Origin of the sequence: Microbacterium sp. 1154, assembly GCF_031455375.1 — a bacterium.
Lineage (GTDB): Bacteria > Actinomycetota > Actinomycetes > Actinomycetales > Microbacteriaceae > Microbacterium.
In genome coordinates, this window is record NZ_JAVDSN010000001.1 from 1,486,282 (window position 1) to 1,510,807 (window position 24,526).

22 protein-coding genes are annotated in these 24,526 nt (G+C 71.0%); 11 read left to right on the forward strand and 11 right to left on the reverse strand.

Annotated features, from left to right (window positions below; translation table 11 throughout):
* Positions 1-9 precede the first annotated feature (9 nt).
* From J2X55_RS06795 to J2X55_RS06815, 5 genes are read right to left on the reverse strand one after another with little or no spacing between them, the layout of a single operon-like run.
* Positions 10-1,311, reverse strand: coding sequence for a DUF58 domain-containing protein (locus tag J2X55_RS06795; protein ID WP_309822555.1), 1,302 nt, complete (start codon positions 1,309-1,311; stop codon positions 10-12).
* Entirely contained in the window at positions 1,311-2,318 is a 1,008-nt protein-coding gene (locus J2X55_RS06800; RefSeq protein WP_309822557.1) for a MoxR family ATPase, read from the reverse strand. Before J2X55_RS06800 ends, J2X55_RS06795 begins: the two co-directional genes overlap by 1 nt.
* Positions 2,315-3,493 carry a DUF4350 domain-containing protein gene (locus J2X55_RS06805; RefSeq protein ID WP_309822560.1) on the reverse strand — a complete coding sequence of 393 codons (1,179 nt, stop codon included), beginning with the start codon at positions 3,491-3,493 and terminating at the stop codon, positions 2,315-2,317. The genes J2X55_RS06800 and J2X55_RS06805 overlap by 4 nt, the downstream gene beginning before the upstream one ends.
* Positions 3,490-4,128: a DUF4129 domain-containing protein gene (locus J2X55_RS06810; protein ID WP_309822562.1), complete on the reverse strand. Its 639-nt coding sequence runs from the start codon at positions 4,126-4,128 to the stop codon at positions 3,490-3,492. Before J2X55_RS06810 ends, J2X55_RS06805 begins: the two co-directional genes overlap by 4 nt.
* 11 nt (positions 4,129-4,139) lie before the next feature.
* On the reverse strand, positions 4,140-5,546 hold the full coding sequence (locus J2X55_RS06815) for a glycerophosphoryl diester phosphodiesterase membrane domain-containing protein (protein WP_309822565.1): 1,407 nt from the start codon (positions 5,544-5,546) through the stop codon (positions 4,140-4,142).
* A 164-nt stretch (positions 5,547-5,710) separates the two neighbouring features.
* Between J2X55_RS06815 and mtrA the strand changes: the two genes are divergently transcribed.
* The 5 genes from mtrA (at position 5,711) to hpf (ending at position 11,254) form a co-directional block, all read left to right on the forward strand.
* Entirely contained in the window at positions 5,711-6,391 is a 681-nt protein-coding gene (mtrA, locus tag J2X55_RS06820) for an MtrAB system response regulator MtrA (RefSeq protein ID WP_115915640.1), read from the forward strand.
* A gap of 7 nt (positions 6,392-6,398) precedes the next feature.
* The gene (mtrB, locus tag J2X55_RS06825) at positions 6,399-8,084 is read left to right on the forward strand and encodes an MtrAB system histidine kinase MtrB (RefSeq protein WP_115915639.1); all 1,686 of its coding nucleotides are present in this window, start codon (positions 6,399-6,401) and stop codon (positions 8,082-8,084) included.
* Positions 8,081-9,739: an LpqB family beta-propeller domain-containing protein gene (locus J2X55_RS06830; protein WP_210110973.1), complete on the forward strand. Its 1,659-nt coding sequence runs from the start codon at positions 8,081-8,083 to the stop codon at positions 9,737-9,739. Before mtrB ends, J2X55_RS06830 begins: the two co-directional genes overlap by 4 nt.
* Before the next feature lie 90 nt (positions 9,740-9,829).
* A complete protein-coding gene (locus J2X55_RS06835) occupies positions 9,830-10,498 on the forward strand; it encodes a phosphoribosyltransferase family protein (RefSeq protein ID WP_309822571.1) in 669 nt (222 codons plus the stop codon).
* A gap of 93 nt (positions 10,499-10,591) precedes the next feature.
* Entirely contained in the window at positions 10,592-11,254 is a 663-nt protein-coding gene (hpf, locus tag J2X55_RS06840; RefSeq protein WP_115915636.1) for a ribosome hibernation-promoting factor, HPF/YfiA family, read from the forward strand.
* Positions 11,255-11,334: 80 nt separating this feature from the next.
* On the opposite strand, the gene J2X55_RS06845 is transcribed toward hpf, so the two are convergent.
* On the reverse strand, positions 11,335-12,642 hold the full coding sequence (locus tag J2X55_RS06845; protein ID WP_115915635.1) for a hypothetical protein: 1,308 nt from the start codon (positions 12,640-12,642) through the stop codon (positions 11,335-11,337).
* Positions 12,643-12,826: 184 nt separating this feature from the next.
* Between J2X55_RS06845 and secA the strand changes: the two genes are divergently transcribed.
* Positions 12,827-15,622, forward strand: coding sequence for a preprotein translocase subunit SecA (gene secA, locus J2X55_RS06850; RefSeq protein WP_309822576.1), 2,796 nt, complete (start codon positions 12,827-12,829; stop codon positions 15,620-15,622).
* 150 nt (positions 15,623-15,772) lie between these two features.
* The gene (locus J2X55_RS06855) at positions 15,773-16,999 is read left to right on the forward strand and encodes a pyridoxal phosphate-dependent aminotransferase (RefSeq protein ID WP_115915633.1); all 1,227 of its coding nucleotides are present in this window, start codon (positions 15,773-15,775) and stop codon (positions 16,997-16,999) included.
* Between the two features lie 29 nt (positions 17,000-17,028).
* On the opposite strand, the gene J2X55_RS06860 is transcribed toward J2X55_RS06855, so the two are convergent.
* Positions 17,029-17,463: an Rv3235 family protein gene (locus J2X55_RS06860; protein WP_115915632.1), complete on the reverse strand. Its 435-nt coding sequence runs from the start codon at positions 17,461-17,463 to the stop codon at positions 17,029-17,031.
* Positions 17,464-18,097: 634 nt separating this feature from the next.
* Here J2X55_RS06860 and J2X55_RS06865 point away from each other — a divergent pair.
* Positions 18,098-19,594 (forward strand): sensor histidine kinase, encoded by a 1,497-nt coding sequence (locus J2X55_RS06865; RefSeq protein WP_115915631.1) that lies wholly within the window; start codon positions 18,098-18,100, stop codon positions 19,592-19,594.
* A 183-nt stretch (positions 19,595-19,777) separates the two neighbouring features.
* Here the strand turns inward: J2X55_RS06865 and J2X55_RS06870 are convergent, their stop codons facing one another.
* Positions 19,778-20,026, reverse strand: coding sequence for a WhiB family transcriptional regulator (locus J2X55_RS06870; RefSeq protein WP_013583608.1), 249 nt, complete (start codon positions 20,024-20,026; stop codon positions 19,778-19,780).
* A gap of 212 nt (positions 20,027-20,238) precedes the next feature.
* On the opposite strand from J2X55_RS06870, the gene J2X55_RS06875 reads away from it, so the two are divergent.
* Positions 20,239-20,619 carry a histidine kinase gene (locus J2X55_RS06875; RefSeq protein WP_309822581.1) on the forward strand — a complete coding sequence of 127 codons (381 nt, stop codon included), beginning with the start codon at positions 20,239-20,241 and terminating at the stop codon, positions 20,617-20,619.
* 66 nt (positions 20,620-20,685) lie between these two features.
* Here the strand turns inward: J2X55_RS06875 and bcp are convergent, their stop codons facing one another.
* Genes bcp through aroA form a run of 3 tightly spaced genes read right to left on the reverse strand, consistent with a single transcriptional unit; the run spans position 20,686 to position 23,569 of the window.
* The gene (gene bcp / locus J2X55_RS06880; RefSeq protein ID WP_309822583.1) at positions 20,686-21,159 is read right to left on the reverse strand and encodes a thioredoxin-dependent thiol peroxidase; all 474 of its coding nucleotides are present in this window, start codon (positions 21,157-21,159) and stop codon (positions 20,686-20,688) included.
* Positions 21,156-22,217 (reverse strand): ribosome small subunit-dependent GTPase A, encoded by a 1,062-nt coding sequence (rsgA, locus tag J2X55_RS06885; protein ID WP_309822585.1) that lies wholly within the window; start codon positions 22,215-22,217, stop codon positions 21,156-21,158. The genes bcp and rsgA overlap by 4 nt, the downstream gene beginning before the upstream one ends.
* A gap of 14 nt (positions 22,218-22,231) precedes the next feature.
* Positions 22,232-23,569, reverse strand: a complete 1,338-nt coding sequence (aroA, locus tag J2X55_RS06890) for a 3-phosphoshikimate 1-carboxyvinyltransferase (RefSeq protein WP_115915628.1) — start codon at positions 23,567-23,569, stop codon at positions 22,232-22,234.
* A 112-nt stretch (positions 23,570-23,681) separates the two neighbouring features.
* Here aroA and J2X55_RS06895 point away from each other — a divergent pair, with 112 nt between their 5' ends.
* Positions 23,682-24,284: a sigma-70 family RNA polymerase sigma factor gene (locus J2X55_RS06895; RefSeq protein ID WP_115917268.1), complete on the forward strand. Its 603-nt coding sequence runs from the start codon at positions 23,682-23,684 to the stop codon at positions 24,282-24,284.
* Positions 24,281-24,523: a zf-HC2 domain-containing protein gene (locus tag J2X55_RS06900; RefSeq protein WP_115915627.1), complete on the forward strand. Its 243-nt coding sequence runs from the start codon at positions 24,281-24,283 to the stop codon at positions 24,521-24,523. The genes J2X55_RS06895 and J2X55_RS06900 overlap by 4 nt, the downstream gene beginning before the upstream one ends.
* Positions 24,524-24,526: the final 3 nt, after the last annotated feature.

Below are 24,526 nucleotides of genomic sequence, written 5' to 3' on the forward strand. Positions count from 1 at the left end.
GTGGGTGTGCTACAGCCGGCCGGCCGCTTTCAGGGCGAGGTAGCGGTCGGCGACGAGCGGGGGCAGATCGTCGGCCGAGGCCGACACCGCGTCGCCCCCCGCGCGCACGATCGCGGCGGCCACGCGCTCGGCGTCGTACCGGGCGCGCTCGACGGCAGCGGCGGCGTAGACGTCGGCGGCGTCGCGGTGCACCGGGGTCTCGCCGGGTCCGTCGGTGGCGGTGGCCACGAGCAGCCGCGAACGAGAGGCGACCGCGGGAAGCGAGGCGAGGAACGAGCGGGCCGCCTCGGGGTCGTCGGCCGCCGTGAGCAGCACCACGAGGGCCGGACGAACGGCGAACCCGCGGACGTGCGCGAAAGCGGCATCCCAGTCGGTGTCGATCAGCTGCGGGTCGACGGGGGCCATGGCCTCCACCAGCGCGGGAAGCAGCTGAGAGCCGTCGACGCGCGTGACGCGCGCCCGGGGCACGCGGTCGAACATCAGCAGGTGCACGTGATCACCCGCGCGCGTCGCCAGCACCGAGAGCAGCAGCGCCGCCTCCATCGCGGCGTCGAGGCGCACCCCGTCGCCCACGCGGGCGGCGGCCGTGCGCCCGGTGTCGATGACGATGACCACGTGGCGATCGCGCTCGGGCCGCCAGGTGCGCAGCATCGTCGTGCCCGCCCGGGCGGTGGCCCGCCAGTCGATCGAGCGCACGTCGTCGCCGCGCACGTATTCGCGCAGACTGTCGAACTCGGTGCCCTGACCGCGCACCTGCAGGCTCGTGTTGCCGTCGAGTTCTCGCAACCGCGCCAGCCGCGAGGGCAGATGCCGTCGCGAGGTGAAGGGCGGGAGCACGCGGATCTTGCCGGGGGCGTCGACCACGCTCTGACGACCGGCCAGCCCCAGGGGGCCGGCCGCGCGTACGGCGACGAAGGCGCTGCGCAACTCGCCGCGACGGCGGGGGCGCAGGGGCAGGGGAGCGGCGCGCCTCTCACCGGGAGGGACGGTGAAGCGCTGCCGCTCGTCAGGCGCCCCGGCCGTCGGCTGCCACGCGTCGCGCACTCGCGCGCGAAGCAGACGCGTGCCGAGGTTGCGCACGCGCAGTTCTCCCGCCACGGGTTCGTCGCGCAGCGCCCGCTCGGGATGGGTGCGGGTGATCTCGACCCGGCGGGGGTCGGCGGCGAGCAGGGTGTCCACGATCGCGAGCACCAGGCACAGAAACACCCACCCGCCGGCGACCGCCCACGCCGACAGACCCGCCGTGCTCAGCAGCACGAGGGGTACGACGCCCAGGGCGACGAGCAGGGCGAGGCGACCGGTGACGAACATCAGATGGGGACGCGGGTCTGCTGCAGGACCGAGGTGAGGATGGCATCCACCGACACGCCCTCGATCTCCGCTTCGGGCCGCAGCCGGATGCGGTGGCGCCACACCGGTACGAGCATGGTCTGCACGTGATCGGGGGTGATCGCGGGGTAACCGCTCAGCCACGCCCACGCCTTCGCGGCGGCGAGCAGTCCGGTGGAGGCGCGGGGGCTGACCCCCACCAGCACCGAGGGGCTCTGACGGGTCGCACGCGCGAGGTCCACGACGTAGCCGAGCAGATCGTCGTCCACCGCGACGGATGCCGCCGCGCGCTGCGCCGCGAGGATCTGCGGCGCCGTGACGACCGGCGCGACACCGGCGTCGTCGAGGCGACGGGGGTCGAAACCCGAGGCGTGGCGACGCAGCACGTCGACCTCGGCGTCGCGACCGGGCAGGTCGACGACGAGCTTGAGGAGGAAGCGGTCCAGCTGCGCCTCGGGCAGCGTGTAGGTGCCCTCGTGCTCGATGGGGTTCTGGGTCGCGGCGACGAGGAACGGATCGGGCAGCGCGCGGCTCTCGCCGTCGGACGAGACCTGTCGCTCTTCCATCGCCTCGAGCAACGCCGCCTGGGTCTTCGGGGGAGTGCGGTTGATCTCGTCGGCCAGCAGCACGTGCGTGAAGACGGGACCGGCGCGGAACTCGAAGGTGCCGGCGCGGGCGTCGTAGACGAGGGAGCCGGTGACGTCGCCCGGCATGAGGTCGGGAGTGAACTGCACGCGGCCCGTGTCGAGCCCGAGCGCCCGGCTGAAGGAGCGTACGAGCAGGGTCTTGGCGACGCCGGGAACGCCCTCGAGCAGCACATGGCCGCGCGACAGGAGGGCGATGAGAAGGCCGGTGATCGTGCCGTCCTGGCCGACGACGGCCTTGCCGACCTCGAGGCGCACGCGGTGCATCGCGTCGCGCAGCTCCGCGTGATCGTCGCTCGGTGCGACCGGGGCCGCGGCGGCGGGGGTCTCGGGGCTGTCGGTCATCGTGTGGTCCCTTCGGTTCGGACGGCGGTGCGCACGCTCTCCTCGAGATCGCGGAGGCGGTCGGCCGCCGCGACGAGGTCGCGGTCGGTACGGGGGAGGTCGTCGACGAGGATTCCGCGGACGCGCGCGCGGTCCGCACCGAGTCTCTGGGCGACGGCGTCGGCGACCTCGTGCGGGGAGGTGCGGGCGGTCAGGCCCAGCAGCCGCCCGACGCGGGCGCGGGCGGCTCGGCGGAGTTCGTCGAGCGCGTGCGCGGCGTCCTTCGATGAGGCGTAGAGGCGCGCGCGGCCCTCGGTGGTCTCGGTGGCGCGGACGGTGACGGGAAGGCGCTCGGCCACGAGCGGGCCGAAGCGGCGACCGCGCCAGATCGCGGCGGTGAGAGCGGCGGTCAGCAGCACCAGCATGGCCGGCGTGACCCACGCGGGGGTGAGGTCGCCGAGGGTGGGTGCGGCCGCATTCTGGTCGGCGTCGGAGAGCGAGGGCACGTACCAGACGAGGGTCTCGGTCTGGCCCAGGACGCCCAGGGCGAGGGCGGCGTTGCCGTCGACGGGGAGCATCGAGTTGGTGAGGACCGAGAGCCCGTCGAGGGCGGTGACCGTTCGTCCGTCGGCACCGTCGGACTGCAAGAGGCCGAACTCGCCGTCGACGGGGTAGCACCCCTCGACCCCGTCGCCGGGGCGCAGGAGTTCTCCCACGCGAGCCGTTCCGGCGTTCGCGGCCGCGGGGACGGTGCACTCGGGAGTCGCGGACGTGTCGGGGGAGAAGCCGCCGAGCGCGGAGCCGTCGAGGAGCACCCGGAGCGCGCGGGTCCGCGGCTCGACGAGGACGACGTGCTGCGCGCGGTCGGCGAGCTCGCGCAGGGCGTCGTCGGACAGCATCGGTGCGTCGCGCAGGACGAGGGTCGCGCCGCCGGCCGCGAGGGCGCGCTCGGCGGCGGCGCGGTCGCGGGCGATCGTGACTGTGACCCCCTGCTGCTCGAGGATGCGCACGACCGCGCGAGTGCCGTCGGGACCCGCCGAGTCGGGGTCGAAGATCGCGCGCTGCGTGTATCCGCCGTAGACGAGGGTGCCGCCGATCAGCGCGGCGAGCAGCAGACCCGCGGCCAGAGCCGCCCAGCTCAGAGCGGACCTGCGGCGCGAACGGATCGGGGCCACCGGGGCTGTCACCGCGGTCACCGGGGTGCCACCGGCGCGGTGCGCGCGCGGACGGCCGCGTCGTCGAGGTCGGCGACGCGGCGGTAGCTCTGCTCGGTGCCCGTGCGGCGCAGGTAGCGGATGTCGTCGAAGGTCGTCGCGGCCGGCTCGAGCAGGGGGACGAGGGCGGGCAGCGCCGTCGCCGTCTCGCGCGCGAACGATCGGACCGTGGCGCCGGGAGGGGGATCCACCAGTCCGCGCTCGGTGAGGCCGCGCGCGAAGGCGCGGAACCGCAGCACGATCGCATCGTTCCAGTCACCCCGGCCGGCCGCGGACGCCGCATCGGAGCGGAGCTCGTCGGCGGAGCGCCCGTCGTCGTCGTCGAAGAGGGCGCGAGCCGGTTCAGAGGCGCGGGTCGACAGGCGCGGTCGACCCCAGATGAGCAGAGCGACGACGAGCAGCGCGACGACGATGATGCCCAGGACGACGAGAGCGGACGGGCCCCACCCGTCGTTGTCGGGGATGCGCAGCAGATCTTCGAGGAACTTCCCGATGGCCTGGGAGATGCGGTCGACGATGTTCGGCTCGGCCGCTTGATAGGCGGGGTCGCTGAGCTCGCGCTCCGCCCACTCGCGTGCCTGGTCGGGGTCGGGGAGCAGCGGGAAGGCGGCTGCCACGGCCGTGAGGATCACGCGTCGTCGGTCGAGCCGGGGGCGGCCCACGTCGTCTGCGCCGGGTCGCCGGCGGGAGGTGCCGGAGGCGCCGGGGGCGTCGAGGGCGCGGGGAGAGCCTGCGGCACGGAGCCGGCCGCCGGCGCGGGGTACGGGGGCGGTGGCGGGGCAGATGCGGCAGCCGGCGGGGCGGAGTCCGGAACAGGTCGTCCCTGGGCGGCCTGATGACCCTGGGGTGCAGCGGCGTACCCTCCCGCCGCCGGCGGGCCGTACCCCGCGGGCGCGCCGTACCCCGCCGGCGCGCCGTACCCGGAGGTCCCCGACGGTGGCCCGTACCCCGCGAACGCCGGCGGAGCGCCGTAGGGCACCGGGGCGGGGCGCTCGACGACGCGGCCCACACCCACGAGGTAGGGGTCGCTCAGTTCGGCGGCGCCGGAATCGCGCGCTTCCACGTACGACTGCAGATCGTGGTCGAGACCCTCGACGCGCATGCGGGCGTCGACGTACACGAGGACGGCGGAGGTCGACTGCACCACGAGAGCGATGCACTGAACGAGCAGGATGCCGAACTGCCCGATGACCTGCACGATGATGAGGCCGACGAGGGCACCGGCCCCGCTCTCGCCCGTCGGGGCGATGATCGACGGAACGAACCCGCCGAACAGGCTGAGGGGGATCGAGATGATCTGGGCGACGGCGCCGAAGACGACGGAGATGACCACGACGATCCCGAGCGTCGACCAGAAGCGCCCGCGGGTCAGCTGCCACGATCGGGCGATCGCGCGGAAGACGGGGGCCTGCTCGAGGATGATGACCGAGGGGACGAGGAAGAGCTTGGGCGTCAGCCAGAGGTACAGCGGGATGAGCGCCAGGAAGAACAGCACGCCGACGATCGCGCCGACCCAGGTCGCGGCGATGACCAGCAGAGCGACGATCCCCGCCAGAATCCCGACGAGGACGACCACCGCGCCGACCGTGAGCGCGCTGTAACCGACCAGGCGCCAGAACACCGGGCGCACCCGCGCCCAGACGGCTTTCAGGGAGGGTTTCTCGGCGACCACCGCGTGCGCGACCTCGGCGACGACGATGCCCTGCACGACGACGCCCAGGACGCCGGACAGGATGCCGAGCACCAGGCCCGCGATGGCGGTGAGGGCGATCGAGCCCGCGATGATGGCGTCGTAGTCGTCGCTGCCGTACGCGACGGTGTCGAGCCGGGAGAAGCTCGCGATCGCCACCCCGGCGATGGCCGCCGTCACGATGATGTAGGCCACCGCCTGCACCACGAGGGCGAAGCCCAGCAGCACCTTGGGGTTATGGCGCAGGGCGACGAAGGACCGGCCCAGGATGGTGCCGAACCCGTAGGGGTGCAGCGGAACGATCCCCGGGCGCGATGCCGGAGTCCAAGCGGGGTACGCGGTCATGTGGGGCCCCTCCTCGTCACATGGCGGTGTCCTCATCGTGTCATACACCCCCGACACGCACGCCTGTCGTGCAGGCAGGTCGACTACTCTCGATGGAACGTGCCCCCACCCGGGGCGTAGTGCCCGTTCCCGAGCGGGTTTCGAGACGGAAGACGTACACCCGAATGACTTCACGGATCCTGGTTGTCGACGACGACACCGCGTTGGCCGAGATGATCGGCATCGTGCTGCGCACCGAGGGATTCGACACGGCGTTCTGCGCCGACGGAGCGCAAGCGGTGGACGCCTGGCGCACCGAGCGCCCCGATCTCATCCTGCTCGACCTGATGCTCCCCGGTGTCGACGGCATCGAGATCTGCACCCGCGTGCGGGCCGAGTCCGGCGTGCCGATCATCATGCTCACCGCGCGCACCGACACGGCCGACGTGGTGAAGGGTCTGGAGTCGGGCGCCGACGACTACATCATGAAGCCCTTCAACCCCAAAGAGCTCGTCGCCCGCATCCGCACGCGCCTGCGTCCCGTGCAGGCTCCGGTCGACGAGACGCTGCGCATCGGCGACCTCGTCGTCGACGTGGCCGCCCACGAGGTCCGCCGCGGCGATGCCCCCATCGCCCTGACGCCGCTCGAGTTCGAGCTCCTCGTCGCCCTGGCCGAGAAGCCGCAGCAGGTGTTCTCGCGCGAGATGCTGCTCGAACAGGTCTGGGGCTACCACTACAAGGCCGACACCCGCCTGGTCAACGTGCACGTCCAGCGACTGCGCGCGAAGATCGAGGCCGACCCCGACAACCCGCGCATCGTGACCACCGTGCGCGGCGTGGGCTACCGCGCCGGCGCGGTGGCCTGATCCCCTCATGACGGGCGCGGTACGCACCCTCCCGCGGCCACGGGTGCGGGGATGGCGCGACTGGCGTGTCGAACGCGACCGTCTGGCGACCCTGTGGCGTCGGTCGCTGCGCTTCCGCACGATCGTGCTGACGGTGACCCTCACCGCTGTGACGATCCTCGTCACCTGCGTCGCCATGGCGCTCGTCATCCAGAACGAGCTGTTCACCGCCCGCAAGGACCAGGTGCTGCTCGAGGCCCAGCGCGCCACCGCCGCAGCGCAAGCGACCCTCGACGCCGCCGTCGACTCGACCGACCCGGCCGCGGCGCAGACGCTGATGAACGGCATCGCGACGCGCTTGTCGCAGCAGTCCTCGAGCGACCTCATCGCCCTGTACCGCATCGGCCCGCCCTCGCCGCTGGCGCCTCAACCTTTCATCTCCCCGGCGTTCGAGTCGAGCATCGTCACCGACGCCCTGCGCACCCAGGTGCAGTCGAGCCCCGACCTCCAGTGGTGGCAGTCGGTGGCTCTTCCGGCGGACGACGGGCGCGAGGTGCCCGGCATCCTCGTCGGTCATCAGCTGCGTTTCCCCGCGGAGGACGGGGTCGATTCGTACGAGCTCTACATGGGGTACGACCTGACGAGCGCCTCGCAGACCCTGGCTTTCGTGCAGGTGCTGCTGTGGGTGGTGGGTCTGGTGCTCGTGCTGCTCATCGGCGCGATCGCGTGGTTCGTCCTGAGATCGGTGACCACCCCGATCGCGGACGCCGCCGAGACGAGCGCCAAGCTCGCGGCGGGAGACCTGGGCGTGCGGCTCCCGGTACGCGGCGAGGACGAGCTCGCGACCCTGAACCGCTCGTTCAACGCGATGGCCGACAGCATCGAATCCCAGATCAAGGAGCTCGCCGACCTCTCGCTCGTGCAGCAGCGCTTCGTCTCCGACGTCTCCCACGAGCTGCGCACGCCGCTGACGACCATCAAGCTCGCCGCCGACATGATCAACGACCAGCGCGAGGAGTTCGATCCCGCGACGGGCCGCGCCGCGGAGCTGCTGCACGCCCAGGTGCAGCGGTTCGAGGTGCTCCTGACGGATCTGCTCGAGATCAGCCGCTACGACGCCGGGTCCGTCCAGCTCGAGCTCGAGCCGACGAGCCTGGCCCATCTCGCCGAGGACGTCATCCTGTCGATGGAGCAGCTCGCCGAGGGCCACGGCTCCGACGTGCGTCTCGTCGCCCCGGGCGGCTACACCCCGGTCGACATGGACGCCCGACGTGTCCGCCGCATCGTCCGCAACCTCCTTGGCAACGCGATCGAACACGGCGAGGGACGCCCGATCGTGGTGTCGGTCGACAGCGATCGGGATGCCGTGGCCCTCGGCGTCCGCGACTTCGGCCTGGGCATGCAGCCCGACGACGTGGAGCGCGTCTTCGACCGCTTCTGGCGCGCGGATCCCTCGCGCGTGCGCACCATCGGCGGGACGGGCCTGGGTCTGTCGATCGCCCTCGGCGATGCCAAGCTGCACGGCGGCACGCTGTCGGTCTGGTCCGAGCCCGGACGCGGGTCGAACTTCGTGCTCACCCTGCCGCGCGCCGATCAGCCGGTCAGCAGCTCGCCCCTGCCCCTCGTCCCCGACGACGAGCAGGGCGGAGCGCTCGAAGCCCTGGGTCTCACCCAGCCCATCTCGACCCGACCCGGAGTGAGGAAGACGACATGAGACGCATCCTCGCCCTCGTCAGCCTCGCCCTCGTGCTCGCGCTCGCCGCGTGCACGGGTCTGCCGACCTCGGGCTACGTCAATCCCGGGCGCGGCCCGCAGGTCGACGACACCCAGGCCTTCGCCTTCGTTCCCGACGGGCCCCAGGACGACGCCTCTCCCGCCGAAATCGTGGAGGGGTTCCTCCGCGCAGGTTCCGGCCCCGCCGACGACTGGGCCACAGCCAAGCTCTTCCTGGCGTCCGGGACGCAGTGGGACCCCCGTGCCCGCGTCACGATCGACCGCCTCGCCGATCGTCGCGCCGCCGCGAACGCCGACGGCACCGGGGTCACGGTGTCGCTCACCACGGTCGCGGGAGTGGATGCCAACGGCGCCTACGCCCCGACCGCCTCGGGCACCGCGGAGTCCCTCTCGTTCACCCTCGCGCGCGTCGACGACCAGTGGCGCATCACCTCGGCGCCCGACGGGGTCGTGCTGTACGAGGAGGTGTTCCCGACCGTCTACCAGTCGGCATCGATCGCGTACTTCGATCCGACGTGGAGCTTCATCGTGCCCGACGTCCGCTGGTTCCCGCGGGCGCTCGTGGCCAGCCGGGTGGCGACGGCCCTCGTCGACGGCCAGCCCAGCGCGTGGCTCGCCGGGGCGGTCAAGACGGCGTTCCCCGACGAGCTGTCGCTCGTGGGCCGCTCGGTGACCCTGTCGTCGAGCGGCGTCGCCCAGGTGCAGCTGCCGCGCACCGCGCTGAGCCTGGATCGCACGACCCTCGATCGGATGCAGACGCAGCTGGCCAAGAGCCTCGTCACGGCCGGCATCAGCGAGGTGCAGATGACGGTGGAGGGGACTCCGGTGCCCGCCTCCGAGGTCTCGGTGCGCGTCACCCGGGTCGACCCCTCTCCCGCGGTGCTGACCACCGCGGGAGTGTTCGGCGCGCTCGCCGGAGACGCGGTCGAAACCCTCGGCGGACTGTCCGACGCGGTCGCCTCGCTCGCGCCGGCGTCGGTCGAGCTCGAGGCGGACCGCAGCCTCGCGGCCGTCCGCACGCAGCAGGGCACGGTGGCGAGCGCTCTGGCCGACGGACGCACCTTCCTGCTCGATGATCGCTCCGGGCTCATCGCCCCCACGATCGATGCCGAGGGGGCGATCTGGAGCGTGCCCGCTTCTGCTCCGACGCAGCTTCGCGCCATCACCGCCGAGGGCGTGCCGCGCAACGTCGGCAACGCCTGGCCCGACGCCTCAGAGATCAGTGCGATGCAGATCTCGCGCGACGGGACGAGGGTGGCGGCGATCGTCACGGTCTCGGGTACGCGAGAGGTGTGGGTCGCCGGCATCCAGCGCGACGGCGGCGAGGTCGACCTCGGCGTGCCGCACGTCCTGTCGTTCTCGCAGCAGGGGGCTTTCGACCTGGCCTGGCTCGACGACACCACGGTGGGCGTCCTGGCCGATGTCGATGGCGCCAGCCGCCTGCGCGAGCTCAACGTCGGCGGACGAGGAACCGAAGCCGCCGCTCCCGACGGGGCGACCACCCTCGCCGCCGGCAGCACAAGCGTCCGCGTGCTCGACGACGCCGGTCGCCTCTACAGCCGTCGCGGGAGCTCCTGGACCCTGGTCGCCACCGACATCCGGGTGCTCGCCGCCCAGCAGGGCACGACCTCCTGAGGATCCTCCCCACGCGAGAGAAGAGGGGCGTTCTCCCCGGAGGTCGCTCGGACGCCCGCGCGCGACCATCGGCCCCGGCACCATGGGCCCATGTCGTTCCGAGCCGCGCTCGCCTCCTCGTTCCGCGACGCGCTCACGTTCTGGTTGCCCGTCTCGTGCGCCGGGTGCGGCGTCGTCGACACCGACCTGTGCTCCGGATGCCGTGAAGCCCTGATTCCGCGGCCGATGCGCCGTCTCGCCGGGCCCGGACTGACGGTGACGAGCGCCCTCGCCTTCGAGGGGGTCGCCGCGCGCGTCATCCGCGCCCTCAAGGAGGAGGGGCGGACATCCCTCGCGCGCGAGCTCGCCCCGGCGTTCGACGAGGCGCTGAGGCTCGCGGTCCCCGTCGGTGCTCTCGTGACGACCGTCCCGGGCACGCGCGCGGCCTTCCAGCGTCGCGGTTTCCGCCCGCTCGACGTGCTGTTGCACCGTGCCGGGTGGAGGCACGAGCGACTGTTGCGCGTCGTTCGTGCGACCCACGACCAGAGGGGCCTCGGACGACGCGAGCGGCGAGAGAACGTCGGGGGAGCGTTCGTGAGCCGGCCCCTCCTCGGCGGGGTGGTGGTCATCGTCGATGACGTGGTGACCACGGGGGCGACCCTCGTCGAGGCGGCGAGAGCTCTTCGGGCTGCGGGAGCCGCCGAGGTCGTCGCCGTCGCTCTGGCGCACACGCCGCGTCGCAGCGTCCTCAGGGGTGAATCCCGGGTGATTGAGACGTGACACGGCGGTGTCGGACGACTAGCGTGGGGATGACTGAAGGCGACGGATGTTCCGCCCTTAGACCGGGCGGAACCCGGAACAAGGAGGTCACTGATGGACACCAACATCGTCGGCGTGGGAGTCGGTATCACCGATCGTTTCCGCTCGGTGGTCGAAGAGAAGGTCAGCCGGATCGAGCACCTCGCGCCTCGCGCTCAGGCGCTCGAGGTCAAGGTGACTCACCGCTCCTATCGCAACGGTCGTCTCGAAGACGATACGGTCGAGCTCACCCTCGACGGCAAGGGCCCGGTCGTCCGCGCCGAGGCGACCGACACCGACAAGTTCGCGGCGCTCGATCTCGCGGTCGACAAAATCTCCGAGCAGGTGCGTCGGGCGAAGGACAAGCGCATCGACGCCCGCAACCACCCCCGCGGGGCGAAGTTCGAGAAGGGCACCGGAGAGCTCTCGGGCATCGACGTCGAGCCCGCCTCCGTCGAGGTGCTGCGCGCGGTCGCGACCGGCTCGGTACCCGTCCAAGAGACCGCCGCCGAAGACGAGGACTACACCCCCGTCGTCATCCGCCAGAAGGAGTTCGGCCCCGAGTGGATGACGGTCGAAGACGCCGTCGATCGCATGGAGCTCGTCGGCCACGACTTCTTCCTCTTCATCGACGCCCGTACCGACCACCCGAGCGTCGTCTACCGACGCAAGGGCTGGGACTACGGCGTGATCGCCCTCGCGACGCAGGCGGCGCCCGCCGTCGAGGTCGCGTCCTGACCTGAGTTCATCGCGAAGCCCCCGGTCTGCGGACCGGGGGCTTCGTCGTGCGGGCGATGCCGCGGGTGAAGAGCGCGGGCTCAGCCGTCGAAGATGTCGCCGAGCAGCGAGCCGATCACCAGGCCACCGAGCATGCCGCCGACCATGTTGCCGCCGCCCATTCCGCCTCCGCGGCCATAACCGCCACCGCGACCGTCGCCTCCCCAGTCGTTCGGGCGGGATTGCTCGATGTCGCGCTGGGCGATCTGCAGAGCCTCGGATGCCAGGCTCCCGGCGCGTCGCGCGGTGGCGAGGGCCGTCTCACGCTGGTCCTCGGGCACGGGGCCCAGCGGCAGACCCGCGCGCAGACGTTCCGCCTCGACGAAGCGCGTCCGAGCGTCGGCGCCGATCCAGCCCCGGTGACCCGTGATGAGTCCCCGGGCGACGGCGATCTGGCGGTCGGCGTCGTCGATGGCGTGCTCGACCTGGTCCTGCGAGGGGACGGGGCGCGCGGCGCGCTCGCGCGCGAGGTCGAGGTCGGCGTTGGCCTGTCGCAGCGAGGACAGAGCGGCGAACGGATCGCTGCGGGTCCCCGAGGCGGGCAGCGCCGTGAGCGCCTGCTGCAGCGTCGCCATGGCCTGGGTCACCGCGGGGGTCTGCGCCCCCATTCGCGCCTCGATGAGGTCGCCGCGCGAGTCGTCGATGACGGCGGCGAGGGTGGATTCGGCGCGGAGCGCTTCGATCTCGAAGGTGTCCACGGCATCCAGGAGCGATTCCGCCCGGCGCACGGCCTCGGTGGCGGCCTCGAGGGCGACCGAGGCCTGCTCGCGCTGGCCCGCTTCCCGTCGACGCTCCGAGACGGACGCGGTGTGCACGGCGAAGTCGAGGAGCTGCTCGATCTCTTCGGGGTTGCCGCCGATCTGCGAGAGGGCCGAGTCGCTGTAGCGCCGCGAGAGCCGGTCGACGACCTCGCGGGCGTTGGGGATGCGTTCGGCGAGGCGGTCGCGGTCGGCCCGCACGCGGGCGAGCGTCTCGGGCGCGCGGCGCACGGCGTCGATCTTCGGCTGCAACACCTGCGTGCGCTCTTCGAGCAGGTCTTCGGCCCACTGCGAGAGCTGGATGATGCGCGCGTTGCGCGTGCGCAGCTCTTCTTTGGTGTCGGGGATCTCGTCGTGGTTCAGCTGGTGCAGCTGGAACGCCTCGGCGAGGTGGGTGCGCACGGAATCGAGGGCGGCGGCGAGGTCTTCGGTGGCCTTGTCGCCCAGTTCGGCGCGAGCGAAGTCGAGCTCGTCCGAGGTCAGGCGGACGCGCTCGTCGGCGGCGACGATCGCCAGCTCCGCTCGACGGGCGAGATCGGCGTCCGCCGCGTCCTGTTCTTCGCGCTTCCTCTTGCCCCAGAAACCGGCCATGGCTCGATCCTAGGCGTCGGTCTCGCCGCCGTCGCCGTGTGTTCGCTGCGGGCGCGCCCCGCCGCTTTCGGATTGTGGCCTCCTCGCAGGTCACGAACGGGTAACACGGATAACATGGGCGATGTATGCCTGTTCGCAGGCCGGTGTCCACGTGGGCGCCGCACCCGACAGATGGAGATGCTTCGTGGCCAATCCGCTCGAGAAACTGCTGCGCGCCGGCGAGGGCCGCATCCTGCGCCGACTGCAGGGCGTCGTGAAAGCGACCGGAGCGCTCGAAGAGGACTACGAGCAGCTCACCGACGACGAGCTGCGCAACGAGACCGTCGAGCTGCGCGCGCGTTACGAGGCCGGCGAGACGCTCGACCAGCTCATGCCCGAGGCCTTCGCCGCCGTCCGCGAGGCAGCCAAGCGCACGCTCGGCCAGCGCCCCTACGACGTGCAGATCATGGGCGGTGCAGCCCTCCACCTCGGCAACATCGCCGAGATGAAGACGGGTGAGGGCAAGACCCTCACCGCGGCTCTCCCCGCGTACCTGAACGCGATCGCGGGCCAGGGCGTCCACGTCATCACGGTCAACGACTTCCTCGCGAGCTATCAGTCGGAGCTCATGGGCCGCGTCTACCGCGCCCTCGGTATGACCACGGGAACGGTCGTCGCGGGGCAGACCCCCGAGGTGCGCCGCGAGCAGTACGAGGCCGACATCAGCTACGGCACCAACAACGAGTTCGGCTTCGACTACCTGCGCGACAACATGGCCTGGCGCAAGGAAGACCTCGTGCAGCGCGGTCACTTCTACGCAATCGTCGACGAGGTCGACTCGATCCTCATCGACGAGGCCCGCACGCCGCTGATCATCTCGGGCCCCGCGTCCGGTGAGGCCAACCGCTGGTTCGCCGAGTTCGCGAAGCTCGCCCGCACCCTCGAGCCCGGCGTCGACTACGAGGTCGACGAGAAGAAGCGCACGATCGGTGTGCTCGAGCCCGGCATCGAGAAGGTCGAGGACTACCTCGGCATCGACAACCTGTACGAGTCCGCGAACACCCCGCTCATCTCGTTCCTGAACAACTCGATCAAGGCGATCGCGCTGTTCAAGCGCGACACCGACTACGTCGTCATGAACGACGAGGTCATGATCGTCGACGAGCACACCGGACGCATCCTCGTGGGCCGCCGCTACAACGAGGGCATCCACCAGGCGATCGAAGCCAAAGAGGGTGTGCCGGTCAAGGCCGAGAACCAGACGCTCGCGACGGTCACGCTGCAGAACTACTTCCGTCTCTACGACAAGCTCGCCGGAATGACCGGTACCGCCGAGACCGAGGCGGCCGAGTTCATGTCGACCTACAAGCTCGGCGTGGTGCCCATCCCGACCAACAAGCCGATGATCCGCAAGGACCAGTCCGACCTCGTCTACAAGAACGAGACGGCGAAGTTCGCGCAGGTCGTCGAGGACATCGTCGAGCGTCACGAGAAGGGCCAGCCGGTCCTCGTCGGCACCACCAGCGTCGAGAAGAGCGAGTACCTCTCGCGGCTGCTGGCCAAGAAGGGCGTGCGCCACGAGGTGCTCAACGCCAAGAACCACGCGCGCGAGGCCGAGATCGTCGCCCGTGCCGGTCGCCTGGGCGCCGTCACCGTCGCCACCAACATGGCCGGTCGCGGTACGGACATCATGCTCGGGGGCAACGCCGAGTTCCTCGCCGTGCAAGAGATGAAGGCGAAGAACCTCGACCCGGTCGAGACCCCCGAGGCCTACGAGTCCGAGTGGGACACCGTCTACCAGGGCATGCGCGACGCCGTGGCCGAAGAGGCCGCCAAGGTCGTCGAGGCCGGCGGTCTGTACGTCCTCGGCACCGAGCGCCACGAGTCGCGCCGTATCGACAACCAGCTCCGCGGTCGTTCGGGTCGTCAGGGCGACCCCGGTGAGAGCCGCTTCTACCTGTCGCTGACCGACGACCTCATGCGTCTGTTCCAGTCGGGCGCCGCCGAGGCGATCCTCGCCCGCACGAACTTCCCCGACGACGTCGCGATCGAGTCGGGCCTGGTCTCGCGCGCGATCAAGAGTGCGCAGTCGCAGGTCGAGTCGCGCAACGCCGAGATGCGCAAGAACGTCCTCAAGTACGACGACGTCCTGAACCGTCAGCGCGAGGCGATCTACGCCGATCGTCGTCACATGCTCCAGGGCGACGACATCGCCGACCGTGTCCAGCACTTCATCGAGGACGCGATCACCGCCGTCATCGACGACCACACCGGCTCGGGTCACACCGAGTCGTGGGACTTCGACGCGCTGTGGACAGAGCTGAAGACGATGTACCCCGTCAGCGTCACGATCGACGAGGTCGTGGCCGAGGCCGGCGGGAACAAGGGCCGCATCACGCCCGAGGGTCTCAAGCGCGAGATCATCTCGGACGCCCGCATCGCCTACGAGAACCGCGAGAAGGCGCTGGGCGAGCAGGCGCTGCGCGAACTCGAGCGTCGCGTCGTCCTGCAGGTGCTCGACCGCCGCTGGCGCGAGCACCTCTACGAGATGGACTACCTCAAGGACGGCATCGGCCTGCGTGCCATGGCCCAGCGCGACCCCCTCATCGAGTACCAGCGCGAGGGCTACCAGATGTTCCAGTCGATGATGGGGCAGATCAAGGAGGAGTCGGTCGGCTTCCTCTACAACCTCGAGGTCGAGGTCCGAAAGGTCGAGGGCGACGAGGCACAGGTCGAGGCCAAGGGGCTCGCCCCCGCGCCCGTCGAGACGCAGCGCCTCGAGTACTCCGCCGCGAACGACGCCGGCGAGGTCGAGGTCCGCAACGACCGTGGCCAGGTGCAGCAGGCGGCGACCAACCGTCTCCGCCAGGCCGAGCAGCAGTCCGAGCCCGCCGCCGAGCAGGCTCCCGCCGCCCGCGGAGCCTTCGGGCAGCGGGTGCCGTCGGGCGACGAGCCGGCCGCGAACAACCGCGCCGACCGCCGCGCCGCGAAGAAGAAGTAAGCGCAGAACGGATGCCGCGTCCCGAGGTCGGGGGCGCGGCATTCGTCGTCTGTGGTGACCGGCGTCCGCCCCGCGCGCGGCGGTTCGCACCCGGAAGAGGGGTCCACTCGGTGTCGATTGGCCGGAGGCGGGCGGGGATATCCTGAACCGATGAGCCCGCTGCGCCCCCTCGACCAGTCATCCAAGCTGAAGGACGTCCTGTACGAGATCCGCGGGGAGGCCCTCGTCGAGGCCGACCGTCTGGAGGCCGAGGGGCACGCGATCCTCAAGCTCAACACCGGCAACCCGGCGATCTTCGGGTTCGAGGCGCCGCACCAGATCGTGCGCGACATGATCGCCTCGGTGCCCAACGCTCACGGCTACAGCGACAGTCGTGGCATTCTGTCCGCCCGGCGTGCGGTCGTCTCGCGCTACGAGCAGGAGCCCGACTTCCCGCACCTCGACCCGGATCACGTGTTCCTGGGCAACGGCGTGTCCGAGCTCATCACCATGACGATGCAGGCTCTGCTCGACGAGGGCGACGAGGTGCTCATCCCCGCGCCCGACTACCCGCTGTGGACGGCGATGACGAGTCTCGGCGGCGGCACGCCCGTCCACTACCTCTGCGACGAGCAGCGCGAGTGGCAGCCCGACCTCGATGACATCCGCTCCAAGGTCACGCCCCGCACCAAGGCGATCGTCGTCATCAACCCGAACAACCCCACGGGTGCGGTGTATTCGCGCGAGATCCTGGAAGGTATCGCCGCTATCGCGCGCGAGCATTCGCTGCTGCTCCTGGCCGACGAGATCTACGACCGCATCCTCTTCGACGATGCGGTGCACATCCCCCTGGCCACCGTCGCGCCCGACCTGCTCTGCCTGACCTTCAACGGCCTGTCCAAGACCTACCGTGTGGCGGGCTACCGCTCGGGGTGGCTCGCTATCACCGGACCGAAGGAGCACGCGCAGGGCTTCCTGCACGGCATCAACCTGCTGGCATCCACGAGGCTCTGCCCCAACGTGCCGGCGCAGTTCGCGGTTCAGGCGGCTCTCTCGGGTGTGCAGTCGATCAATGCGCTCATCGCCCCGACGGGTCGTCTCCACGAGCAGCGGGATGCCGCGTGGCAGGGCCTCGAAGCGATCCCCGGTGTCTCGTGCGTCATGCCCCGGGGTGCGCTGTACGCGTTCCCGCGCTTCGACCCCGAGGTGTACGAGATCCCCGACGACGGCAAGTTCGTGCGCGACTTTCTGCTCGCCGAGCACGTGCTGCTGGTGCAGGGGTCGGGCTTCAATTGGCCGGCCACCGATCACGTGCGCATCGTGACGCTGCCCGAGGCACGGGTGATCAGCGACGCGGTCGAGCGCCTCGGCAACTTCCTGGCGTCCTGGCGGCCCTGACGGGCTTCCGTCCGGCGCCGGGGCGGCCGTCAGAGCAGACTGAGCGCGGTGATGCGCCAGCGCCGTTCGAGGGCTTCGAGGCGAAGGGCGACGGCTCGGGTGCGCATACGGCCCGAGACGACGACCGTCGCTTCGATGACGCCGTCGCGCGGTGACGAGAGGCGGACGCTGCGGATCTCGTGCATGACGCGATAGACCTGAACGCGCCGGGCGCTTCGTGCGCGCGTGGCCAGGCTGGTGCGTGTGAGGAGGTGGCGATACACCTCTTCCGACATCCACCGGGCGAGTTGTTCCGGGTCTCGTACACCGGCGACCACCTCGAGGATGCCGCGCACCATGGTGCCGACGAGCACCTCGAGGGGCGGGGGGCTCTCGGCGGACGGGTTCGTTCCGGAAGGCTGCGGGGTGCGCGCGTTCTGCTGCGCGCGTCGTTCGGCCTCGCGTCGCCGGGCTGCTTCGGGCATGGATCCTCAATCTGTCGGTCGTGCGTCGCGGGGCGGGGATGACGCCGACAGTAGGCGGGCCCCCGCACACCCGGAGGGGAATTCGCTGTGTCTGTGGATGATCCGCCCACGGGGTGAGGTTGGGGAGGAGTGCGGGCTCCCTCACCTCGGCGGATCGCGCCGCGCCCCCGCTCTCGGGCGCGCGGGCACCCCGCGATGACCGCCGTCCTCGCCGCGCAGCGGGGGCGTTCGGCGCCGCCGCCTCCGTGATCGTCCCGGCCTGACGCCGTCCGGCTCAGAGGCCGCAGAGGGCGTCCACCGTCACCGCTCTCGGACGACGGAGCGCACGTCTGCATGCTCGAAGACGGCTGTTTCGCGGCCGGCGTCCGCCCTCGTAAATCGTCCTCCGGGTGAGGCTCTCTCTACCAAGTGCTCATGTCGTCCGCCGACTGGGGGACAACGAGACCTCACCCGTCACCCCGCCGGTGCGCGCGAGGGCGGCGGAATGCCCGGGTGTGCGCGGTGGAGGGCTCGTCTCTTCGTCCCTCCGGGCGGCGTCGACGTGCACGTTCGCCCTGCCGCGTCTCGTCCGAACGGCGTCCGCGACAGTGGGGTGGGCGACTCCCCATCACGGGGCTCCCCCTAGGGTGGAGGGGTGTCGACACTCAGTGAACTCGTCTACGCCCAGGGCCGCTCCAGCGAGGCCGACGTCGAGTGGCTGCACCGGCTCGCGGGAGACGGGCAGCTGCTGGCCGACCTGGCGTTCGCCGACATCGTCATCTGGGTTCCCACTCCGGACGATTCCTTCGTGGCGGTCGCCCACACGCGTCCCGGGGGAGCGGCGACGCTCTTCTACCGCGACATCGTCGGCGACCGCGTCCGTCCCCAGTGGCGCACGCAGGTGCGCGAGGCGTTCCAGAGCGGTCGCATCGTCGACTCGGCATCCCCCGACTGGTTCGAAGAGACACCCACGCGCGTGCGTGCGGTGCCGATCGTGCGCGAGCTCTCGCGCGAGGGTCACGCGGTCACGACGGTGGGAGTGCTGACCCGCCACACGAACCTGGGGGAGACGCGCACCCCCTCGCGTCAGCAGATCACGTTCAACGACTGCGCCGACGACGTGTTCGGAATGATCGCCTCGGCCGAGTTCCCCGATCTCTCGGCCCCGACCGCTCCGCGCCGCGGCGCCCCGCGTGCGTCGGACGGACTCATCCGCCTCGACGTCGACGGCATCACCACCTTCGCGAGCCCCAACGCGCTCTCGGCCTTCAACCGCATGGGGTTCGACGACGAGCTCGAGGGCGAGTCGCTCGCCGAGGTGACCGCGCGGATCCTCCCCGCCAAGCGCCAGGACGTCGACGAATCGCTCCCCGTCGTGGTGAGCGGCCGCGCCCCGTGGCGTGCCGACATGGAGGCGCGCGGCGTCCAGGTCTCGCTGCGCACCATTCCGCTCCGCGACCGCGGTACCCGCATCGGTGCCATCGTGCTCAGCCGCGACGTCACCGAGATCCGGCACCAGGAGCAGGAGCTGATCACCAAGGACGCGACGATCCGCGAGATCCATCATCGCGTCAAGAACAACCTGCAGACGGTCGCGTCGCTGCTACGCATCCAGGCCCGCCGCACGCACTCCGACGAGGCGCGAGACGCCCTCACCCAGGCGATGCGCCGCGTCTCGGCGATCGCCGTGGTGCACGACACCCTGTCCGAGGGCCTCGCCCAGAACGTCGACTTCGACGACGTCTTCGCGCGCGTGCTCAAGCTCGTGGCCGAGGTCGCCGCGGCCCCGAACACCCGCGCGCGCACCCGCACCACGGGCAAGTTCGGAACGCTTCCGAGCCAGTTCGCCACGCCCCTCGCGTTGGCGCTGACCGAGCTCGTCACCAACGCCGTGGAGCACGGTCTGGCCGGCCAAGAGGGCGACGTCGAGATCGCGGCCGAGCGGAGCGGCGAGATGCTCGAGGTCAGCGTGCGCGACACGGGCGTGGGGCTGCCGGAGGGGCAGGTGGGTCGGGGTCTGGGAACGCAGATCGTCCGCACGCTCATCCAGGGCGAGCTCGGCGGCACGATCGACTGGCACACGCTGATGGGCAGCGGCACCGAGGTCACGATCGAGATCCCTCTGCGCTACATCGGCGGCTCCGCGGCCTGACGCGGCACCGCCGGACGGCGTGCAACCGGGGGAGGGATGCTGTGTCCCGATGTCGCGCACGCCTCAGTGGTCGCGTCGCGCGCAGAACGCGCAGGTCCGCACAGATCGCGCGATGAGGGCGCAGACTCTCGTACACGCGAAGAAGCCCACCCCAAAGGGGCGGGCTTCTTCGCGTTGCTGTCGTCAGGAGGCGCGACGGGCGCGAGCGGCGCGACGCTTGAGTGCGCGACGCTCGTCTTCGCTCAGGCCGCCCCAGACACCCGAGTCCTGGCCGGACTCGAGGGCGTACTGCAGGCAGACCTCGGTGACGGTGCAGCGTGCGCACACCGACTTCGCCTTCTCGATCTGGTCGACCGCGGGGCCGGTGTTGCCGACCGGGAAGAACAGCTCGGGGTCGACGGTCAGGCAGGCTGCTTTGTCGCGCCAATCCATGGGGGTGCTCCTTGTAACAGAAAATTGGTCGATTCGGCACCGGGATTCGGGTCCGGTACCCTGGTGGGAACGCGAGCGATTGCTCGCCCCACTTCGCTGTGGGAGCACACGGCTTGTTCCATGCTCCCATAGCGATTCCGCCTGATCAAGAGGTAACCGGCAGGTTTCCAGATCGTAACGGCGCAGGTGCGCCCGCCGGGGAGGCCTTCCGGATGCCGATTCGTGTTGCGGCCGCAGCTCTCCTGGGGCTCGAGAGTGTCGGCATCCTGGCCCTCGCGGGCTGGCAGACGGTCGCCCTCATCGGCGGCGACACCGACTCCGTGGTCAGTTCGATCGCCCTCATCGTCCTCACCGTCATCGGCGCCGCCATCGTCGGCGCCTTCGGGATCGCGACCGCTCGCGACGTGTCCGCCGGCCGGTCGGGCGGGATCGTGACGCAACTGCTCGTCCTGTCGGTGGCCATCGGCGCCGTGACGGGGGAGTGGGCGGCTCCCGGCATCGCCGTGCTGATCGCCGTCCCCGCGGTCGTCGGCCTGGTGCTGCTCGTGCTGGCGGCGCGCGCCGCAGCTCCGCGCCGTCGCGACGACGACTGAGTCGCCGGCTTGAACGCGAAGACCCCGCCGACCGCTGTCGCGGGGCGGGGTCATGGCATCCGGAGATCAGGCGGCGGCCAGCCCCAGGGTCTTGCGCAGACGCGCGACGTGGCCGGTGGCTTTGACGTTGTACATCGCCTCTACGATCTTGCCGTCCTCGTCGACGACGAACGTCGAGCGCAGCACGCCGGTGATCGTCTTACCGTAGTTCTGCTTCTCGCCCCACGCCCCGTAGGCCTCGTGGACGGCGTGGTCGGCGTCGCTCAGGAGCGGGAAGGTCAGTCCGTCGCTGTCGCGGAAGGCGCGCAGCTTCTCGGGCAGGTCGCGCGAGAGGCCGAGAACCGTGTAGCCGGCACCCTGCAGCGAGGCGAGGCTGTCGCGGAAATCGCAGGCCTGCGTGGTGCAGCCCGGGGTCTGGGCCGCGGGGTAGAAGTAGAGGATCACGCGGCGGCCGCGGAAGTCGCCCAGGGAGACGGGGTGCTCATCCTGGTCGAGGAGGGTGAAGTCGGGGGCGATGTCGCCCTTTTCGAGGTTCGTCACCCCTCCAGCCTAGAACGCTCGATGCCCTGGAACGTCGTCAGCAGGCGCTGCAGCGAGTCGAGCCGGGCCGCGGCCCCCGGACCCAGGCGCCCGGATTCGACGGCCTCGATGATCGCGCAGTCGGGGGCGTCGGGCAGATGCGTGCAGCCGCGTGGGCACTCCTCGGCGACCTCGGCGAGATCCGTGAAGGCGCCCAGCACGTGGGCGGGGTCGACGTGGCCCAGCCCGAACGAGCGCACGCCCGGGGTGTCGATGACCCAGCCCGACCCGTGTCGTCCGCGATACCGCAGCGAGACCGCCGACGACGAGGTGTGACGGCCCCGCCCGGTGACGGTGTTGACATGGCCGGTCGCCCGCTCCGAGCCCGTGAGCGCGTTGACCAGCGTGGATTTCCCGACGCCGGAGTGCCCGACGAACACGGTCGAGTGGCCGACGAGCGCCTCGCCGATCTCGTCGAGGGGCATCTCGCCCTGGGCGCTCGTGAACACGCGCAGGTCGAGCCCCACGAAGTGCGCGAGGAACTCGGTCGGGTCGGCCAGGTCGGTCTTGGTGACGACGAGCAGGGGGCGGATGCCGGCATCCAGCGCCGCGACCAGGTAGCGGTCGACGAGACGGGCGCGGGGCTCGGGGTCGGCCGCGGCCACCACGACGAGCATCTGGTCGGCGTTGGCGACGATCACGCGCTCGACCTGGTCGGTGTCATCGGCGCTCCGGCGCAGCAGGGAGGTGCGGTCCTCGAGGCCGATGATGCGACCGAGCGTGCCCTCGTCGCCCGAGAGGTCGCCGACGACGCGGGCGCGGTCGCCGTTGACGATGGGCTGCTTGCGGAGCTCGCGGGCGCGAGTGGCCAGCACCCGACGCTCGTCGGGGCCGTCTTCGTCGACGAGGACCGTGTAGCGGCCGCGGTCGACGCCGAGCACCCGGGCGATCTGCGCGTCGGCGTGCGCGGGGCGGCGCTTCGTACGCGGCCTGTTCGCCTTCGGGTTCGGACGCACCCGGATGGACGACTCGTCGTATTGAAGGTCGTCTTCGTCGTCGGGGTCGTCGAGCCAGCTCACGGGTTCGTCCTCGTTCAGCGACGCGAGTCGTCGAGCATCGTCTGCCACAGACCCGCGAACTGGGGCAGCGTCTTGGCGGTCGTGCCGATGTCGTCGACGCGCACGCCGGGCACGCGCAGACCGATCAGGGCCCCGGTGGTGGCCAGACGGTGGTCGTGGTGCGCCTTCCACTCGCCTCCGGTCAACGGCCGCGGGACGATGCGGATGCCGTCGTCGAGCTCGTGCGCCTCGCCGCCGAGCGAGCGCAGGTTGCCCACGAGGGCCGCGATGCGGTCGGTCTCGTGTCCGCGGATGTGTCCGATGCCGTGCAGCGTGGTCGGCCCGTCCGCGAAGGCGGCGAGACCGAAGAGCGTGGGAGCCAGCTCGCCGGCCGCGGACAGGTCGAGGTCGACGCCCAGGATGCCGTCATCTCCGGCGGCCACGGTGAGGGCGCCGCCGCGACGACTGACGCGGGCTCCCATCTCGGCGAGGATGTCGACGAGCAGGGCGCCCGGCTGCGTGCTGTGCAGGGGCCAGCCCGTGACGGTGACCGATCCGCCCGCGACCATGGCCGCAGCGAGGAACGGGGAGGCGTTGGAGAGGTCGGGCTCGATCGCCACGTCTTTGGCGCGCACGGGGCCGGCCGGCACGATCCACTCGCCGGGAGCGGGGCGCTCGACGTGCACGGCCCGATGAGCGAGGGCCTCGACCGTCATGTCGATGTGCGGGATGCTCGGCAGTCGCGAGCCGACGTGGCGGAGATGGAGCCCGACGTCGAAGCGCGGCGCCGCGAGCAGAAGACCCGAGACGAACTGGCTCGATTGGCTCGCGTCGATCTCGACCTCGCCGCCGCGCACGTGACCGTGCCCGCGCACCGTGAAGGGGAGCGCCCAGTGGCCGCCGTCGTCGATGTCGACGCCCACGTCGCGCAGGGCGTGGATCATCGCCCCCATCGGTCGGTGCAGCGCGCTCTCGTGGGCCGTGACGTGCACGTCGCCACGGGCGAAGCCCGCCACCGGAGCGATGAACCGCATGACGGTTCCCGCCTGGCCGCAGTCGATCGTGCCGCTGCCCGTGAACGACGACGGGGGCGTGACCAGCAGGTCCGGGCCGAAGGGCGAACCGGTGTCGATCTCGTCGATCCCGACGCCGAGGGCGCGCAGCGCGTCGACCATGCGGGCGGAATCGTCGGAGTGCAGCGGGCCGTGCACCGTGGCGGGGCCGTCGGCGATGGCGGCGAGGATCAGCTCGCGGTTGGTCAGGGACTTCGATCCGGGCACGGTGACGGTGGCATCGAGCGGGCCGTTCGCGACGGGCGCGTCCCACTCACCGCGGGGACTGGCGGCGGAAGGGGAATACCCGAGGGGAGACATCGGTTCCTACCCTACTGAAAGGGGACGACACGTGACCGCACTTCTCGAACGCGACCGACTGGTCGAGGCCATCCCGGTGGCCGTCGACGGGCTCGACGTAGACTGGCGCGCGATGAACGACACCGCAGACGCCGGCCCGCAGGCGGAGCCCCGCGCACAGTTCGAAGAGCAGGCTCTGCCCTTCATGGACCAGCTGTACGCCGCAGCCATGCGCATGACGCGCAATCCGGCCGACGCGGCCGACCTCGTGCAAGAGACCTTCGTGAAGGCCTTCGGCTCGTGGGCGACGTTCACGCAGGGGACGAACCTCAAGGCGTGGCTCTACCGCATTCTGACGAACACGTACATCAACACGTACCGCAAGAAGCAGCGAGAGCCGTACCAGAGCGCCATCGACGACCTCGAGGACTGGCAGCTGGGCGGAGCCGAGTCGACCACCGCGAGCAGCGCCCGTTCGGCCGAGGCCGAAGCGATCGATCACATGCCGGCATCCGTCGTCAAGGACGCCTTGCAGTCGATCCCCGAGGATTTCCGGATGGCGGTGTACCTCGCCGACGTCGAGGGCTTCGCCTACCAGGAGATCGCCGACATCATGAAGACCCCGATCGGCACGGTCATGAGCCGTCTGCACCGCGGCCGGCGGCTGCTGCGCGACCTGCTGTCGGATTACGCCAAGGAGCGCGGCATCCAGGCCGCGACGGGAGAGACGAAATGAGCGACTGCGGCTGCGACAAGGCGCGACGCGACCTTGAGGAATACCTCCGCAACGAGGTGTGCAAGACCGAGCAGAAAGACATCCGCGAGCACCTCGAGAACTGCCCCGGATGCCAGGACGAGGCCCTCGTGGCCCGCACGCTGACCGAAGTGGTCGCGCGTGCGTGCAAAGAGACTGCCCCCGACGAACTCCGCGATCAGGTGCTCTCGCGTCTGCGCGCCATCCAGGCGACGCACTGACCG

What these genes read in the sequence shown, in the direction of transcription:
- J2X55_RS06895 (WP_115917268.1), top strand. Translation starts at nt 23,682, where the DNA reads ATGAACGACACCGCAGACGCCGGCCCGCAGGCGGAGCCCCGCGCACAG.
- J2X55_RS06835 (WP_309822571.1), top strand. Translation starts at nt 9,830, where the DNA reads ATGTCGTTCCGAGCCGCGCTCGCCTCCTCGTTCCGCGACGCGCTCACG.
- J2X55_RS06875 (WP_309822581.1), top strand. Translation starts at nt 20,239, where the DNA reads ATGCCGATTCGTGTTGCGGCCGCAGCTCTCCTGGGGCTCGAGAGTGTC.
- J2X55_RS06855 (WP_115915633.1), top strand. Translation starts at nt 15,773, where the DNA reads ATGAGCCCGCTGCGCCCCCTCGACCAGTCATCCAAGCTGAAGGACGTC.
- J2X55_RS06800 (WP_309822557.1), bottom strand. Translation starts at nt 2,318, where the DNA reads ATGACCGACAGCCCCGAGACCCCCGCCGCCGCGGCCCCGGTCGCACCG.
- hpf (WP_115915636.1), top strand. Translation starts at nt 10,592, where the DNA reads ATGGACACCAACATCGTCGGCGTGGGAGTCGGTATCACCGATCGTTTC.
- J2X55_RS06870 (WP_013583608.1), bottom strand. Translation starts at nt 20,026, where the DNA reads ATGGATTGGCGCGACAAAGCAGCCTGCCTGACCGTCGACCCCGAGCTG.
- mtrB (WP_115915639.1), top strand. Translation starts at nt 6,399, where the DNA reads ATGACGGGCGCGGTACGCACCCTCCCGCGGCCACGGGTGCGGGGATGG.
- J2X55_RS06830 (WP_210110973.1), top strand. Translation starts at nt 8,081, where the DNA reads ATGAGACGCATCCTCGCCCTCGTCAGCCTCGCCCTCGTGCTCGCGCTC.
- J2X55_RS06845 (WP_115915635.1), bottom strand. Translation starts at nt 12,642, where the DNA reads ATGGCCGGTTTCTGGGGCAAGAGGAAGCGCGAAGAACAGGACGCGGCG.
- J2X55_RS06795 (WP_309822555.1), bottom strand. Translation starts at nt 1,311, where the DNA reads ATGTTCGTCACCGGTCGCCTCGCCCTGCTCGTCGCCCTGGGCGTCGTA.
- aroA (WP_115915628.1), bottom strand. Translation starts at nt 23,569, where the DNA reads ATGTCTCCCCTCGGGTATTCCCCTTCCGCCGCCAGTCCCCGCGGTGAG.
- J2X55_RS06860 (WP_115915632.1), bottom strand. Translation starts at nt 17,463, where the DNA reads ATGCCCGAAGCAGCCCGGCGACGCGAGGCCGAACGACGCGCGCAGCAG.
- J2X55_RS06815 (WP_309822565.1), bottom strand. Translation starts at nt 5,546, where the DNA reads ATGACCGCGTACCCCGCTTGGACTCCGGCATCGCGCCCGGGGATCGTT.
- mtrA (WP_115915640.1), top strand. Translation starts at nt 5,711, where the DNA reads ATGACTTCACGGATCCTGGTTGTCGACGACGACACCGCGTTGGCCGAG.
- J2X55_RS06900 (WP_115915627.1), top strand. Translation starts at nt 24,281, where the DNA reads ATGAGCGACTGCGGCTGCGACAAGGCGCGACGCGACCTTGAGGAATAC.